Raw genomic sequence first — 15151 nt, 5'->3', positions numbered from 1 at the left:
CTTTGATTGAGCGATGGTGTTGCGGATCAGGTATTCAGCAGGGCATCACGCGCCTGCGCATATTCGCGCCGCAGCTGGGCCACGTACTGCGCCACCGGCTGCACCTGCTTGACCGCACCAATGCCCTGACCGCACCCCCAGATGTCCTTCCAGGCCTTGGCGGCACCGCTGCCAAAGTCCATCTTGCTCGGATCGGCCTCGGGCAGATGGGCCGGATCCAGGCCGGCGGCGCGGATCGACGGTGCCAGGTAGTTGCCGTGCACACCGGTGAACAGATTGGTATAGACGATATCGTCGGAGTTGCTGTCTACCACGCACTGCTTGTAGGCATCGCTGGCACGTGCTTCTTCCGTGGCAATGAAGGGGCTGCCGATATAGGCAAAGTCGGCCCCCATGGCCTGTGCCGCCAGAATCGCCCCACCGGTGGCAATCGAGCCACTCAATGCCAGCGGACCATCAAACCACTGGCGCAACTCCTGCACCAGGGCAAACGGGCTTTTCACGCCGGCATGGCCGCCAGCACCGGTGGCCACCGCGATCAGGCCATCGGCGCCCTTTTCGATCGCCTTGCGAGCAAAGCGGTTGTTGATCACATCGTGCATCACCACACCGCCATAGCTGTGTGCCGCCTGGTTGATCTCCTCCACCGCGCCCAGGCTGGTGATGATGATCGGCACCTGGTACTTGACGCACAGCGCCATGTCTTCCATCAGGCGCGCATTGCTCTTGTGCACGATCTGGTTGATGGCAAACGGCGCAGCCGGTGCTTCCGGGTGGGCGGCGTTGTGGGCTGCCAGCGCCTCGGTGATCTCGGCCAGCCACTCATCCAGCTGCGAGGCCGGACGCGCGTTCAGCGCCGGCATCGAGCCGACGATGCCGGCCTTGCACTGCGCAATCACCATCTGTGGATTGCTGATGATGAACATCGGCGAAGCGATGACCGGGAATTTCACGCGCGCCAGCGCGCCGGGGAGGGATCGGCCCATGTGTCTTGTCTCCAGTTGGATGGCAGTTCCGTGCTGCTGATAAAGGAAAGACCGGTCACCCTGCAGGCGTCCGGTTCGGTATCACGATATCACAAAATCGAACGAACGTTCACTTGTGGATTGCCCTCGGTCAGATGCCCCACGATGGCCGCCTGCGCAAAGCCGGCATCGTGGAAGGTCGCCAGCACCTGCGCTGCCGCTTCCGGTGCGCAGCTCACCAGCAGGCCGCCCGATGTCTGCGGATCGGTCAGCAGCTTCTGCTGCCATTCGGGCATGCCGGTCTCGAGCACGACTTCACCGCCATAGCTGGCCCAGTTGCGCGTAGATGCCCCGGTGGAAATGCCCTGCTGCACCAGCTCCAGCGCCTCGGGAATCACCGGAACGGCATCGAAGCCGAGGTCGGCGCGCAGCCGGGCTGCACGGCAGATTTCCAGCAGATGGCCCAGCAGGCCAAAGCCGGTGACATCGGTCATGGCATGCACGGCCTCCAGCTGGCCGAGTGCCGTGCCGACGCGGTTGAGCTGCGTGGTGTACTGCACCATCAGGTCATAGCCGGCCTCGCTCAGCATGTCCTTCTTGAGTGCGGCCGACAGCACACCAATGCCGAGCGGCTTGCCCAGAATCAGCACATCTCCGGCGCGTGCGCTGCTGTTCTTCTTCATGCGCTGCGGATGCACCAGGCCAATCGCGACCAGGCCATAGATCGGCTCGACCACATCGATCGAATGGCCGCCGGCCACCGGAATGCCGGCTTCGGCACAGATGGAGGCACCGCCTTCGAGGATCTGGCTGATGGTCTCCACCGGCAGCTTGTCGATCGGCATGCCGACCAGCGCCAGGGCCAGCAGCGGCTGGCCGCCCATGGCATAGATATCAGAGATGGCATTGGTGGCGGCAATACGGCCAAAGTCACGCGGCTTGTCGACGATCGGCGTGAAGAAATCGGTGGTGGCCACCACGGCCTGTTCGTCGTTGAGCTGGTAGACGGCGGCATCGTCGGACGATTCGGTACCGACCAGCAGCTGCGGCGGCAGTACGCCGGCAGGTACATGCGACATGATCTCGCGCAGCAGCGAAGGCGCAATCTTGCAGCCACAGCCGCCACCGTGCGCCAGGGAAGTCAATCGGGGAGTTGTTGTCATGGTGAATCCTGTCACAGTCTTTCTCTCAGGGATGATACGACTTAAGATAACGGGTTGCACCGACACGGCTACTCACATGAAAAATTCCTGGCTTGTTCCCGCCTCCGAGATTGGCAACTTCAGCACCATCATCGATGTGCGCACCCCGCTCGAATTTGCCGAAGACCATGTGCCAGGCGCGATCAACTGCCCGGTACTGAGCAACGAGCAGCGCGCCCAGGTCGGCACCATCTACAAGCAGGTTTCGCCGTTTGAGGCCAAGAAGATTGGCGGTGCGCTGATTGCCGCCAATATTGCCACGCATATCCAGCAGGGCATGCTGGATATGCCCAAGGACTGGCGGCCGCTGATCTATTGCTGGCGCGGCGGCATGCGCAGCGGTGCCATGCAGATCATCCTGCGCCAGATCGGCTGGCAGGCGCACAAGCTCGAGGGCGGCTACAAGGCCTTCCGCCAGCATGTGATGGAGCAGACCCAGCTGCTCGCGCCCCGGCTGTCACTTCACATCATTTGCGGAGCCACCGGCAGCGCCAAGACACGCATCCTGCAGGCGATTGGCGCCCGGGGCGGCCAGATCCTGGATCTGGAAACCCTGGCCAGCCACAAGGGATCGGTGCTGGGTTCGCTGCCCGGCCAGCCGCAACCGAGCCAGAAAGGCTTCGAGACAGCCGTCTGGCAGGCCCTGGAGCAGCTGGATCCGGCGCGTCCGGTTTTTGTGGAAGCCGAGAGCCGCAAGGTCGGCAACCTGCATATTCCGGAGCCGCTGATCGAGCGCATGCGCGCCTCGCCCTGCCTGGACATCGAGGCCACGCGCGCGGCGCGTGTCAGCTTTCTGCTGCGCGATTACGACTATGCCTGCCGCAACCTGCCCTGGCTGGAACAGCGCCTGGACAAGCTGCGCGAACGCCAGGGCCGCGCCGTGGTCGACGGCTGGAAAGCACTGGCTGCCCAGAGCCAGTGGGACACGCTGGTGGGCGAGTTACTGGATCTGCACTATGACCCGCTGTATCGCGCCTCGCAAGGGGGCAACTACACGGGAGAACGCCCCTGGCCCGGCTTCAGCACCGATGACCTGTCGGAGGCCGGCATCGACGCGCTGGCGCGCCAGATCCTGGAGCGCAGCGCCGGCTGAGCACCGGAGCGCAGCCAGCACAAAAAATCCCCAGCCGGCAAGCCGACTGGGGATGGAAAGCGCGCATGACCACTCCTGGCGGAGTGGCCTGGCCCTGCCGATTACAGCAGATCCACGTTGATGGCGTTGGTGGCAGCATGACCTGCCACGATGCTGTGTGCCACGCCCGGAGCCTTGCTCAGGATGTGGTCAGCGTAGAAACGTGCCACCTGCACCTTGGCCTGGTAGAACTTCTCGCCGTAGTTGTCGTCAGCGGCGACGCCAGCTGCCAGCTTGCCTTCGGCCACCAGCAGCGAACGGGCCAGCTGCCAGCCGCAGACCATGTTGGCGGTCAGCATCAGGTAGGGCACGCTGCCGGCGTAGGCAGCATTGGGGTTGCTCTTGCCGTTGGCAACCATGAAGTCCACCACTTCCAGCACGGCTTCGCGGGCAGCGCTCAGGGTCTTCTGCACAGCCAGGGCGTTCTCGCTGCCGTTGGCGGCCAGTTCGGCTTCGGTCTGTGCCACCATGCCGGCCACCTTCTTCGCCAGCTCGCCGCCGTCACGCACGGTCTTGCGGCCCACCAGGTCGTTGGACTGGATTGCGGTCGTGCCTTCGTAGATGGTCAGGATCTTGCTGTCGCGGTAGTACTGCGCTGCACCGGTTTCCTCGATGAAGCCCATGCCACCGTGCACCTGCACGCCCAGGCTGGTCACTTCCTGGCTCATTTCGGTGCTGAAGCCCTTGACCAGCGGCACGGTGAACTCGTACAGCGCCTGCTGTTCTTCACGCACGGCTGCATCGGGATGGTGGTGGGCAGCGTCAAAGGCAGCAGCAGACACGCTGGACAGTGCACGTGCACCTTCGGTGTAGGCACGCATGGTCATCAGCATGCGCTTGATGTCCGGGTGCTGGATGATGGCCACGGCTTCCTTGGCGGAACCGTCCACCGGACGGCTCTGCACGCGCTCGCGGGCATAGTTGACCGCGTGCTGGTAGGAGCGCTCGGCAATGCTGATGCCCTGCACGCCCACGGCGTAACGCGCGGCGTTCATCATGATGAACATGTATTCCAGACCACGGTTTTCTTCACCCACCAGATAACCGGTAGCGCCACCGTTGTCACCGAACTGCAGCACGCAGGTCGGGCTGGCCTTGATGCCCAGCTTGTGCTCGATGCTGACGCAGTGCACATCGTTGCGCTCACCCACGCTGCCATCGGCATTGACCATGAACTTGGGCACCACGAACAGGCTGATGCCCTTCACACCCTCCGGCGCACCAGCTACGCGGGCCAGCGTCAGGTGGATGATGTTCTCGGCCATGTCATGCTCACCCCAGGTGATGAAAATCTTGGTGCCGAACACCTTGAAGGTGCCATCGTCGTTGCGCTCGGCGCGGCTGCGCACCAGCGACAGGTCGGAACCGGCCTGCGGCTCGGTGAGGTTCATGGTACCGGTCCACTCGCCGGACACCAGCTTGGGTAGATAGGTCTGCTTGAGCTCGTCGGAACCTGCCGTCAGCAGGGCCTCGATGGCACCGTCGGTCAGCATCGGGCACAGCGCAAAGCTCATGTTGGCCGCGTTGGTCATTTCGCCGCAAGCTGCACCAATGGTCTTGGGCAAGCCCTGGCCGCCAAAATCGACCGGGTGCTGCAGACCCTGCCAGCCGCCTTCGACAAACTGCTGGTAGGCTTCCTTGAAGCCGGGTGTGGCGGTTACCACGTCGCCACTCAGCGAGCTGGGGTTCTTGTCACCCTCGAAATTCAGCGGTGCAACCACGTCCTGGTTGAGCTTGGCCATTTCTTCCAGCACGGCCTGCGCCGTTTCCACGCCCGCATCAGCGAACTCGGGAATGGCTTGCGCCAAGGCATCAAGACCAGCCAGATGCTCCATGTTGAAGACCATATCCTTGATCGGGGCGGTATAGCTCATGCATTTTCTCCTTGTATGAGTGAGGTAACGGGTTGTATTCAGTATAGGACAACAGCCGAACAAAAAAGGCCGCTCCGGTCAAGAAGCGGCCTTTCCTTGATTCAGGTCTGACTGCTGATTACAGCTTGCTGACCAGTTCCGGGGTGGCGGTGAACAGGTCGGCCACCAGACCATAATCGGCCACGCTGAAAATCGGCGCTTCCGGATCCTTGTTGACGGCAACGATCACCTTGCTGTCCTTCATGCCGGCCAGGTGCTGGATGGCACCGGAAATGCCCAGCGCGATGTACAGCTCGGGAGCCACGATCTTGCCGGTCTGGCCAACCTGCAGGTCATTGGGCGCGTAGCCGGCGTCTACGGCAGCGCGGGAGGCGCCAATGGCAGCATTCAGCTTGTCGGCCAGCGGCGTCAGCACTTCCTGGAACTTCTCGTCGCTGCCCAGGGCGCGGCCACCGGACACGATGATCTTGGCGGCGGTCAGTTCGGGACGGTCGGACTTGGTCACTTCACGGCCAACGAAGCTGGACTTGCCGCTGTCGGCAGCAGCCGCCACGGATTCGACAGCAGCGCTGCCGCCGGTAGCTGCAGCGGCGTCAAAGCCGGTGGAGCGCACGGTGATGACCTTCACGGCATCGGTGCTCTGCACGGTGGCAATGGCGTTGCCGGCGTAGATCGGGCGCTCGAAGGTATCGGCGCTATCAACCTTGGTGATGTCGCTGATCTGAGCCACGTCCAGCTTGGCCGCCACGCGCGGAGCGACGTTCTTGCCGCTGGCAGTGGCCGGGAACAGGATGTGGCTGTAATCACCGGCCACGGCCAGCACCTGGGCGGCCAGGTTCTCGGCCAGGCCTTCGGCCAGGGAAGCGCCATCAGCGTGCAGCACCTTGCTCACGCCGGCGATCTGGGCAGCCGCCTGGGCAGCAGCAGCGGCATTGCTGCCGGCCACCAGCACGTGCACTTCACCACCACACTGGGCAGCGGCGGTCACGGTGTTCAGGGTAGCGCCCTTGATGGAAGCATTGTCGTGTTCTGCGATCACGAGTGCGGTCATGTCTTATCTCCTGTGATTCTTGCTGTGGGGCCCGATCAGATGACCTTGGCTTCGTTCTTGAGCTTGTCGACCAGCGTGGTGACGTCGGGCACGATGATGCCGGCGCTGCGCTTGGCCGGCTCGGCCACTTTCAGCGTCTTCAGGCGGGACGTCACGTCCACGCCCAGGTCTTCCGGCTTCATGGTGTCGATCGGCTTCTTCTTGGCCTTCATGATGTTGGGCAGCGTGACATAACGCGGCTCGTTCAGGCGCAGGTCGGTGGTGACCACGGCCGGCAGGCTGATCGAGAGGGTTTCCAGACCGCCGTCCACTTCACGCGTGACGCTGGCCTTGCCATCGGCCACTTCGACCTTGCTGGCGAACGTGGCCTGCGGCAGATCTAGCAGCGCAGCCAGCATCTGGCCAACCTGGTTGGAATCATCATCAATGGCCTGCTTGCCCAGGATGATCAGCTCAGCCTGTTCCTTGTCCTGAACCGCTTTCAGCAGCTTGGCCACGGCCAGCGGCTGCAGCTCTTCGGCCGACTCGACCAGAATGCCACGGTCGGCACCAATGGCCATGGCGGTACGCAGGGTTTCCTGTGCCTGGGTCGGGCCGCAGGACACGGCGATGACCTCGGTCACGATGCCCTTTTCCTTCAGGCGAACGGCTTCTTCCACCGCAATTTCGTCGAACGGGTTCATGCTCATCTTGACGTTGGCAATATCCACGCCCGTGTTGTCGGACTTGACGCGAACCTTGACGTTGTAGTCAACCACGCGCTTGACTGCGACCAGTGCTTTCATGAAGTGATCTCCTGATTATTGAAACTTGTCACGCAAATGCTTCATTCATTCGCAAGTGTGCATAGTTGACGTACGCGTCAACGAAACACCATTCTACTGAAGTTTTCGGCTATTGCGCGGATTTTATGCGAACGATCGTGCTTTTTTCGATCTGACTCAAAAGTGCATCCAGTCCACCGGCCTTTTCGGCCAGCACAGCCAGCCTGGACAGGGTATCGCCAGGCGGCAAGACAGCATCTGCCCCGGGTACGGGAAAGAGACGCTTGGGCTGAGGAAATTCTATGCCATTTTCGCGCGCGCGTTCGAGAAAACGGCGGTTGATTTCTGAGAACAGGCCGGCGGTGCCGTTGTCCGGATCTTCTACCTTGATACCCAGGCTGAACTCCAGACCCTCCGGGCTGAATCGTGACAAATTGGCGCTGGCCTCGCCGATGACACGCGGCACATCCCGCGCTGCGTCGATCAACAGGCGGCGCACCAGCTCTGCGTCGCTGTCGTAGGCTACCGTCACGGTCGTCGACACCGTCAGTGCACGCGTGTGCAGCGAGTTGTTCTCGACACGCTGCGTCACCATCATCTCGTTCGGAAGAATCGCTTCCACCCCGGACAGGGAACGGATCGTGGTGTAGCGTGCCCGGATATCGGTGACCTTGCCGCTGAAGCCATCCACCACCACCGAATCGCCAATGCGGATATTGCGCTCGGCCAGCAGTACAAAGCCGCTCACATAATTCGATGCCAGCTTCTGCAAGCCCAGGCCGATACCGACACCCAGCGCACCGCCCAGCACCGACAGCACGGTCAGATCGATGCCGACCAGCGACATGGCCAGCATCACCGCAAACACCAGCAGCGCAGCACGAATCATGTTGCTGGCGATTTTGCGCATGGACAGCTCATTGCCCATGGCGTGGCGCAGCAGGCGGCGCTCGATCAGCGAAGCCAGCCAGAACGACAGCATCACCGCCACACCAATCAGCAAGGCGCCCTGCAGAAAGGACAGCACGGTAAATTGGCTGCTGCCGATCTTGAAACTGATCAGCTCGAGCTGCTCCAGAATCACCGGCAGCACACCGAACATCCACAGCACCATCAGGATCCAGACCACCCAGGACAGCGTGTTTTCCACCAGCCGCACCCAGCGCGTTTCCTCGTACGCCAGGCGCAGCAGCTTGGCCACCAGCCGGATCAGCGCCAGCGCCAGCAGGACCGGCAAGGCCACACGGTAGACCGAATACTGCATCTCCACCCCGAGCAGCCAGGGCGCAGCCGAGCCCAGCAGCAGCCACAGCAACGGAAACAGCACGCCATCGTAATGTTTCTGACCGAACAGCACGGAACGGCTGCGGCGCTCTTCGCTGGCCGGCCAGATCGATTCCAGCCGGTTGCGCAACAGACGCACTACGGCATAGGCGATCACGCCCATCAGCAACAGCAGTCCGAGCTGCTGCAGCACATCAGGTCTTGTGATGGTATCGAACCAGAGAATCCAGTCCTCGAGAAAAGCTTGGGCGTTCTGCATGCTTGCGGCCATGACAGGTGTTGTTGCGAGAAACTCCGATTCTCACATACCCTGCTGCCGCCCTGCAGGCGTTGCGACCGGCCGCAGAAACAGCAAGGGCCGGCCTGTGTATAGGGCCAGCCCTTGTCCTGCGCGCTGCGCGTGCCGCGTCAGACGTCTGCCAGTACGCGCACGTGAGCCTCGACGCTGCGTGCCAGCGAGCTCAGGTTGTAGCCCCCCTCCAGCACGCTGACAATGCGGCCTTCGCAGTGGCGCTGCGCCACGTACTTGATGCGCTTGGTGATCCACTGGAAATCGGCCTCGACCAGACCCAGCTGGCCCATGTCGTCCTCACGGTGGGCATCGAAACCGGCGCTGATGAAGATCAGTTGCGGCTTGAATTCCTCCAGGCGCGGAATCCAGATGCCATCCACCACCTCGCGGATGTCCATGCCCTTGGTGTAGGCCGGCACCGGCACGTTGAGCAGGTTGCTGTCCCTCTTGAGCGCACCCCCTTCGGGATAGAACGGGTGCTGGAAGTAGCTGACCATCAGGATGCGATCATCGCCGGCCACGATGTCTTCCGTGCCGTTGCCATGGTGCACGTCGAAATCGATGATGGCCACGCGCTCCAGGCCGTGACGCGCGACGGCATACTTGGCGGCAATGGCGATGTTGTTGAAGAAGCAGAAGCCCATGGCCTTGTCGCCGCAGGCATGGTGGCCGGGCGGGCGCACGGCGCAGAAGGCGTTTTCGAGTTCGCCGGCCAGCACGGCATCCACCGCCTCGACCGCAGCACCGGCAGCCAGCAGCGCGGCACGGTAGGTCTTGCTGTTCATGGAGGTGTCGGTATCGAGCGAGAAGTGCTGCGTAGTGCCGGCCGCCACGTCGTCTTCTTCCAGCCATTCGCTCATGCCACGCATGGCCGCAATATGGATGCGGCGATGTGCCAGCTTGATCTCGGCCAGGTTGGCCGGGTTGGGTTGACGGCGCTCCAGGGCGTCGGCAACGCCGGTAATCAGCAGGCGGTCTTCAATGGCGTCCAAGCGTTCAGGGGCTTCGGGGTGGCCCTCGCCCATGTTGTGCAGCTTGCAATCGTTATGAAAATAGTAGCCCGTGGCACCCATTGTCTGTCTCCGGTGTCGCTTGTTAACATTTTGTATCTTTCCGAGTTTAGTAGATTGTTGAACAAGTGACAATCATGCGAAACCCTAGACTGCAGACGTGCCGGCAGTCGCCGGCTGGCATCCGCTACACTGCTGGGAACTCTACTGCCATGCCGACCGGCCCGACCATGACTGCATCCCGTCCCTCTTCCCCTGCCCTTCCCCAACGCGAGCGCCTGGCGCTGCTCGGTGCCCTGGCCGGCACCGCTGCACTCGGCCTGTCTGCCTGCAGCTCGACCAGGACAGAAAGCCCGGCCCAGCCGAAGCCGGCAGCCAGCCATGCCCAGCCGCGCCGTGCCCGCAGCGGCCAGGTACAGCCGATCGCGCTGAACGGCAGCTATGCCCAGCGTGCCGATGCCATGGCGCAAGTTCCGGAAATTGCACGCCGCACCGGCCTGCCTGAAACCTATGTGCGCAATGCCATTGGCAACGCCAACTACCTGTCCAGCGTACCGCGCCTGATCCTGCCGGCCGGCCGCGGCGTGCGCCGCAACTGGCGCGTCTACCGCAGCCGCTTTGTCGAGCCGATCCGCATCCGCGCCGGTGTCAACTTCTGGCAGCAGAACGCCGCCACGCTGCTGCGCGCCGAGCGCGAATATGGCGTACCGGTGAAGTACATCGTCGGCATCATCGGCGTGGAAACCATCTACGGTCGCAACAAGGGCGACATGCGCGTGATCGATACGCTGTCCACGCTGACGTTCGATTTCCCGCAGGCGCACCCGCGCGCCGTCGATCGCCATGCCTTCTTCCGGGGCGAACTGGACCACTATCTGCAACTGACCTGGGACAACCGCGATGATCCGCTGGCGCTGCGCGGCAGCTATGCCGGTGCCATGGGCCTGCCGCAATTCATGCCCTCGAGCTGGGCGAAACATGCCGTGGACTTTGACGATGACGGCCATATCGACCTGATCAGCAACACCGCCGACACGATTGGCTCGGTTGCCAACTACTTCAAGCAGTACGGCTGGATCACCGGGCTGGAGCCGGTGTTCGATGTGCGCTTTGACAGCAGCCGCCTGCAGCTGCCTACCCTGCTCGGCCCCGACATCGTGCCTACGTTCACGCCCCAACAGTTTGCCGACCTGGGTGCGATCGTCGAGCTGCCGCGCGGCTTTGACCAGAAGCTGGCCCTGATCGAGCTGGAAAACGGCAACGCGCCCTCCAGCTACCGCGCCGGCACGCAGAATTTCTACGTCATCACGCGCTACAACAACAGCAGCTACTACGCCCAGTCGGTGATCGATCTGGCGGATGAGGTGGAGAAGGTGATGCGCCGCGGCGGCTGATCCGGCCAGCCCCTGAAACGGCAAAAGGCGAGGAGACCCCTCGCCTTTTGTCTGCCCGGAGCGCGAACGCTCCGGCTCGGGCCGCATCAGGCCGCAGCCAGCGCCTGCTCCAGATCGGCAATCAGGTCATCGATATGTTCGATGCCGATCGACAGACGGATCATGTCTTCGGACACACCGGCCTTTTCCAGCTCTTCGGACGACAGCTGGCGGTGCGTAGTGCTGGCCGGGTGCGTGGCCAGGGTCTTGGAGTCACCGATGTTGACCAGGCGCAGGATCAGCTGCAGCGCGTCCTGGAAACGGGCACCGGCTTCGCGGCCACCCTGGACGCCAAAGCTCATGATGCCGGAAGCATTGCCGGCCATGTACTTCTGCACCAGCGGGTTGTCCTTGTGGCTGGACAGGCCGGCGTAGTTGACCCAGTTGACCTTGGGGTGCTTCTGCAGAAACTCGGCGACCTTGATGGCGTTCTGGCCGATGCGGTCCATGCGCAGTGCCAGCGTTTCCAGGCCCTGCAGGATCAGGAAGCTGTTGAGCGGGCTGATTGCCGCGCCCATGTTGCGCAGCGGCACGGTGCGCGCACGGCCGATGAAGGCCGCCGGACCCAGGGCCTCTGTATAGACCACGCCGTGGTAGCTGACCTCGGGCTCGTTCAGGCGCTTGAAACGCGCCTTGTGCTCGGCCCAGGGGAACTTGCCGCTGTCCACAATGATGCCGCCCAGGCTGGTGCCATGGCCGCCGATGTACTTGGTCAGCGAGTGCACCACGATATCGGCACCGTGCTCGAACGGACGGCACAGGTAGGGGCTGGGCACGGTGTTGTCGACGATCAGCGGTACGCCGGCAGCATGCGCCACCTCGGCCAGCTTCTCGAAATCGGTCACATTGCCCAGCGGGTTGCCGATCGATTCGCAGAACACGGCCTTGGTCTTGTCGTCGATCAGGGCGGCAAAGTCTTCCGGACGGTCGGGATCGGCAAAGCGCACTTCAATGCCGTACTGCGGCAGCGTGTGGGCAAACAGGTTGTAGGTGCCACCATACAGGCGCGCCGAGCTGACGATGTTGTCACCGGCCTCGGCAATGGTCTGGATGGCATAGGTGATGGCCACCATGCCGGAGGCCACGGCCAGCGCGCCCACGCCACCTTCCATGGCGGCAATGCGCTGCTCCAGGATGCCGCTGGTCGGGTTGGTGATGCGGGTGTAGATGTTGCCGGCCACCTTGAGGTCGAACAGGTCGGCGCCGTGCTGGGTGTCGTCAAAGGTGTAGGAGGTGGTCTGGTAGATCGGCACCGCGGCAGAGCGCGTGGTCGGATCGGACTTGTAGCCGGCGTGCAGGGCCTGGGTTTCGGGCTTGAGCTTGGATGGGTCCAGCGTCATGGGAATCTCCTCGGGGCAAGGGGGTATCGCGGAATGGCGGAAAGTTTCTGATGCTAGCACTTTCCGCCAGTCCACCCCGCTGCCGGGACGGACAGATTGGACATAAGCTTATGCCAGCTGCGACAGCACCTGTCCGGCCAGGCCGGACAGCAGGACCACCAGCCAGGGCGGCAGGCGTCGCCACAGCAACAGCCAGACCAGCAGCACCCAGACCACATCGAGCGGCTGGCGCAGTGCCAGCGTCCCCTGTTGCAGCAGCGCGGCCAGCAGCAGCCCGACCACCGCGGCATTGACGCCCTGCAGCGCTGCGCGCAGACCGGACAGATGTCGCCACTGTTCCCAGAACGGCAATGCCCCCACGATCAGCAGATAGGCCGGCAGGAAGATCGCCAGCAGCGCCAGCAGGCCGCCCCACCATCCCCCCAGCGGTGGCTGCATGGCCGCGCCAAGAAAGGCGGCAAAGGTAAACAGCGGCCCCGGTACGGCCTGCGTCAGCCCGTAACCGGCCAGAAAGATGTCGGCATCGAGCCAGCCGCGCTGCACCACTTCGGTTTCCAGCAAGGGCAACACCACATGACCGCCACCAAATACCAGACTGCCGGCGCGGTAGAACGCTGCCGCCAGGCTGGCATGGAGATCCAGCCAGGGCAGCCAGGCCAGCGCCAGTAGCACGGCAAACACCAGCAGCCAGAAGATGCCCTGTTTGCGCGACAGCGGTATGGCCATGGCCTGACCCGGCTGTGCTGGCGCCGCACGCAGCCACATGTAGCCGGCCAGACCTGCCAGCAGCAGGAACAGGATCACCAGTGCCGGCCATTGTGGTGTCAGCAGCACGGCCAGCGTCATCAGCAGCATCAGCAGGCGCTGTCGCCAGCCGGTACAGAAAGCCTGTGCCATGCCCCAGACGGCATGCGCCACCACGGCCACGGCCGCCAGTTTCAGGCCATGCATCAACCCGGACGGCAGGCCGCCCCACTGCGTCATGCCGAGCACCGCCAGCATCAGCACGATGGCCGAAGGCAGCGTAAAACCGATCCAGGCTGCCAGAGCGCCCAGGTGGCCAGCCCGCATCAGACCGATCCCCATGCCGACCTGGCTGCTGGCCGGGCCGGGCAGAAACTGGCACAGCGCCACCAGATCGGCATACGCCCTCTCGTCCAGCCAGCGCAGGCGCTGCACAAAGGCCTCGCGGAAATAGCCCAGATGCGCACTCGGCCCACCAAACGAGGTCAGGCCCAGACGCAGGAACACCAGCAGCACCTGCCAGCTGCGCTGCCAGCGGGAATCAGTCGAAGGATGGTGGGAGGGTGCGGACATGCCGGTGATTCTCGTCCGGCATCATGACGGCTTTGTCATGTCCAGCACCATCTGCACATGCGGGATGCCGCCTTCATCATAGGTATATGGCGTGGGCTGGTAGCCGAGACGGGCATAGAACGGTGCGGCCACCTGCTGCGCGCCCAGCACCAGACGCTGGTCACCGCGCTGTTGCGCCTCATCCTGCAGCACCAGCAGCAGCATGCGGCCCCAGCCCTGACCGCGCCACTCCTTCAGCACGGCGACACGGCCAATGCGGCCGGTTGGCGGCTCATCGGCAGCCACCGGCTCCTGCAGCAGACGCGCCGTGGCGATGACGGCACCATCCGGCAGACGGATCACCATATGCAGCGCATCCGCATCCAGTTCGTCGTACTCTTCCTGCGGCGTAAAACCCTGCTCCTGAACGAAGACGGCATCGCGCACCTGCATGGCAGCCTGGCGCATCACGAACCAGCCGCCCAACTGGCACTCATGGTCGGGTAGCGGTTTCATCGCAGCTCCGGCAGCAGCGCTGCGCGCAAGGCCGCAGCGGCATCGCGATGGGCCTCCAGCGCCTCGGGCAGCGCCCGGCCCATCTTGATGAATTCGTGGATGGTACCGTGGTAGATCTCCAGCTCGACCGGCACGCCGGCCATGCGCAAGCGGTCCGCCCACATCATGCTGTCATCGACAATCGGATCGCACTCGGCCAGACCGATCCAGGCCGGGGCCAGGCCATCGACATCGTGGGCATGGACCGGGGCAAAGCGCCAGTCCAGAAACTGCTCCTCGCTACCGACATAGCTGTTGAACATCCACTGGATCTGCGGCTCGGTCAGCAGAAAACCGTAGGCATAGCGGGCACGCGATGGCGTCAGCGCCGCCGCCTGCATGCCCGGGTAGAACAGCAGCTGCAGGCGCAGTGGCAGACCGGTATCGCGCGCCTGCACGGCACAGCCGGCAGCCAGCGTGCCTCCAGCGCTGTCACCACCCACGGCGAGGCGTGCCGGGTCCAGGCCGAGCACGGCACCATAGTCGTGCAGCCAGGCCAGACTGTCCCAGGCATCCTCGAAGGCGGTCGGGAACTGGTGCTCCGGCCCGAGGCGGTAATCGACCGAGACCACGGCACAGCCGCTCTGCGCTGCCAGCGTACGACACAGCGTATCGTGCGTATCGACACTGCCCACCAGAAAACCGCCGCCATGGAAGAACAGCAGGACCGGCAACACGCCTTGCGCTTCGGTGCTGGCCGCGTACAGACGCGCCGGCAGCAGGTAGCCGTCGCGCGCCGGAATCGTGAAGTTTTCGATACGCGGCAGCGGTGTCGCGGGGATTTCCAGCACGCCGGAACCGGCAGCGTAAGCGGCCCGCGCCTGCTCTGCCGGGAGGCTTTCCATGGGCGGACGCGGGTGGCGGTTGATGCGGATCAGCAGCTCGCGCACATGCGGCTTGAGGCGCGCCCAGGCGTGGGGATCGATACGGGGATCAGGGACTTGCATGGTCAT

Annotated in this window: 13 protein-coding genes; 2 read left to right on the top strand and 11 right to left on the bottom strand. The window is 63.5% G+C overall.

Annotated features, from left to right (window positions below; all coding sequences use genetic code 11):
• Positions 1-26: 26 nt before the first annotated feature.
• Positions 27-986, bottom strand: a complete 960-nt coding sequence (locus C513_RS0110195) for an NAD(P)H-dependent flavin oxidoreductase (RefSeq protein WP_018715912.1) — start codon at positions 984-986, stop codon at positions 27-29.
• Between the two features lie 89 nt (positions 987-1075).
• Positions 1076-2128 carry a selenide, water dikinase SelD gene (selD, locus tag C513_RS0110190; RefSeq protein ID WP_051084437.1) on the bottom strand — a complete coding sequence of 351 codons (1053 nt, stop codon included), beginning with the start codon at positions 2126-2128 and terminating at the stop codon, positions 1076-1078.
• 76 nt (positions 2129-2204) lie between these two features.
• Here selD and mnmH point away from each other — a divergent pair, with 76 nt between their 5' ends.
• Positions 2205-3260 (top strand): tRNA 2-selenouridine(34) synthase MnmH, encoded by a 1056-nt coding sequence (gene mnmH / locus C513_RS0110185; RefSeq protein ID WP_018715910.1) that lies wholly within the window; start codon positions 2205-2207, stop codon positions 3258-3260.
• Between the two features lie 101 nt (positions 3261-3361).
• Here the strand turns inward: mnmH and C513_RS0110180 are convergent, their stop codons facing one another.
• From C513_RS0110180 to C513_RS0110160, 5 genes are all read right to left on the bottom strand, one after another.
• Complete coding sequence (locus C513_RS0110180; RefSeq protein ID WP_018715909.1) at positions 3362-5173, bottom strand: acyl-CoA dehydrogenase; 1812 nt, start codon at positions 5171-5173, stop codon at positions 3362-3364.
• Between the two features lie 118 nt (positions 5174-5291).
• A complete protein-coding gene (locus tag C513_RS0110175; protein WP_018715908.1) occupies positions 5292-6224 on the bottom strand; it encodes an electron transfer flavoprotein subunit alpha/FixB family protein in 933 nt (310 codons plus the stop codon).
• Positions 6225-6259: 35 nt separating this feature from the next.
• Positions 6260-7009 carry an electron transfer flavoprotein subunit beta/FixA family protein gene (locus tag C513_RS0110170; RefSeq protein ID WP_018715907.1) on the bottom strand — a complete coding sequence of 250 codons (750 nt, stop codon included), beginning with the start codon at positions 7007-7009 and terminating at the stop codon, positions 6260-6262.
• 109 nt (positions 7010-7118) lie between these two features.
• A complete protein-coding gene (locus C513_RS13235) occupies positions 7119-8531 on the bottom strand; it encodes a mechanosensitive ion channel family protein (RefSeq protein WP_156816093.1) in 1413 nt (470 codons plus the stop codon).
• Between the two features lie 149 nt (positions 8532-8680).
• The gene (locus tag C513_RS0110160; protein WP_018715905.1) at positions 8681-9637 is read right to left on the bottom strand and encodes a histone deacetylase family protein; all 957 of its coding nucleotides are present in this window, start codon (positions 9635-9637) and stop codon (positions 8681-8683) included.
• Positions 9638-9804: 167 nt separating this feature from the next.
• Between C513_RS0110160 and mltB the strand changes: the two genes are divergently transcribed.
• The gene (mltB, locus tag C513_RS0110155) at positions 9805-10968 is read left to right on the top strand and encodes a lytic murein transglycosylase B (RefSeq protein ID WP_156816092.1); all 1164 of its coding nucleotides are present in this window, start codon (positions 9805-9807) and stop codon (positions 10966-10968) included.
• Between the two features lie 86 nt (positions 10969-11054).
• On the opposite strand, the gene C513_RS0110150 is transcribed toward mltB, so the two are convergent.
• From C513_RS0110150 to C513_RS0110135, 4 genes are all read right to left on the bottom strand, one after another.
• Complete coding sequence (locus C513_RS0110150) at positions 11055-12347, bottom strand: O-acetylhomoserine aminocarboxypropyltransferase/cysteine synthase family protein (protein WP_018715903.1); 1293 nt, start codon at positions 12345-12347, stop codon at positions 11055-11057.
• Between the two features lie 108 nt (positions 12348-12455).
• On the bottom strand, positions 12456-13664 hold the full coding sequence (gene chrA, locus C513_RS0110145; RefSeq protein WP_018715902.1) for a chromate efflux transporter: 1209 nt from the start codon (positions 13662-13664) through the stop codon (positions 12456-12458).
• 21 nt (positions 13665-13685) lie between these two features.
• Positions 13686-14159: a GNAT family N-acetyltransferase gene (locus C513_RS13230; protein ID WP_051084436.1), complete on the bottom strand. Its 474-nt coding sequence runs from the start codon at positions 14157-14159 to the stop codon at positions 13686-13688.
• Entirely contained in the window at positions 14156-15151 is a 996-nt protein-coding gene (locus tag C513_RS0110135; protein ID WP_018715900.1) for an alpha/beta hydrolase, read from the bottom strand. The genes C513_RS13230 and C513_RS0110135 overlap by 4 nt, the downstream gene beginning before the upstream one ends.

It is taken from the genome of Allobrachymonas chironomi DSM 19884 (assembly GCF_000374625.1).
GTDB lineage: Bacteria > Pseudomonadota > Gammaproteobacteria > Burkholderiales > Burkholderiaceae_C > Brachymonas > Brachymonas chironomi.
This window is presented reverse-complemented; position numbering and strand designations above follow the sequence as displayed.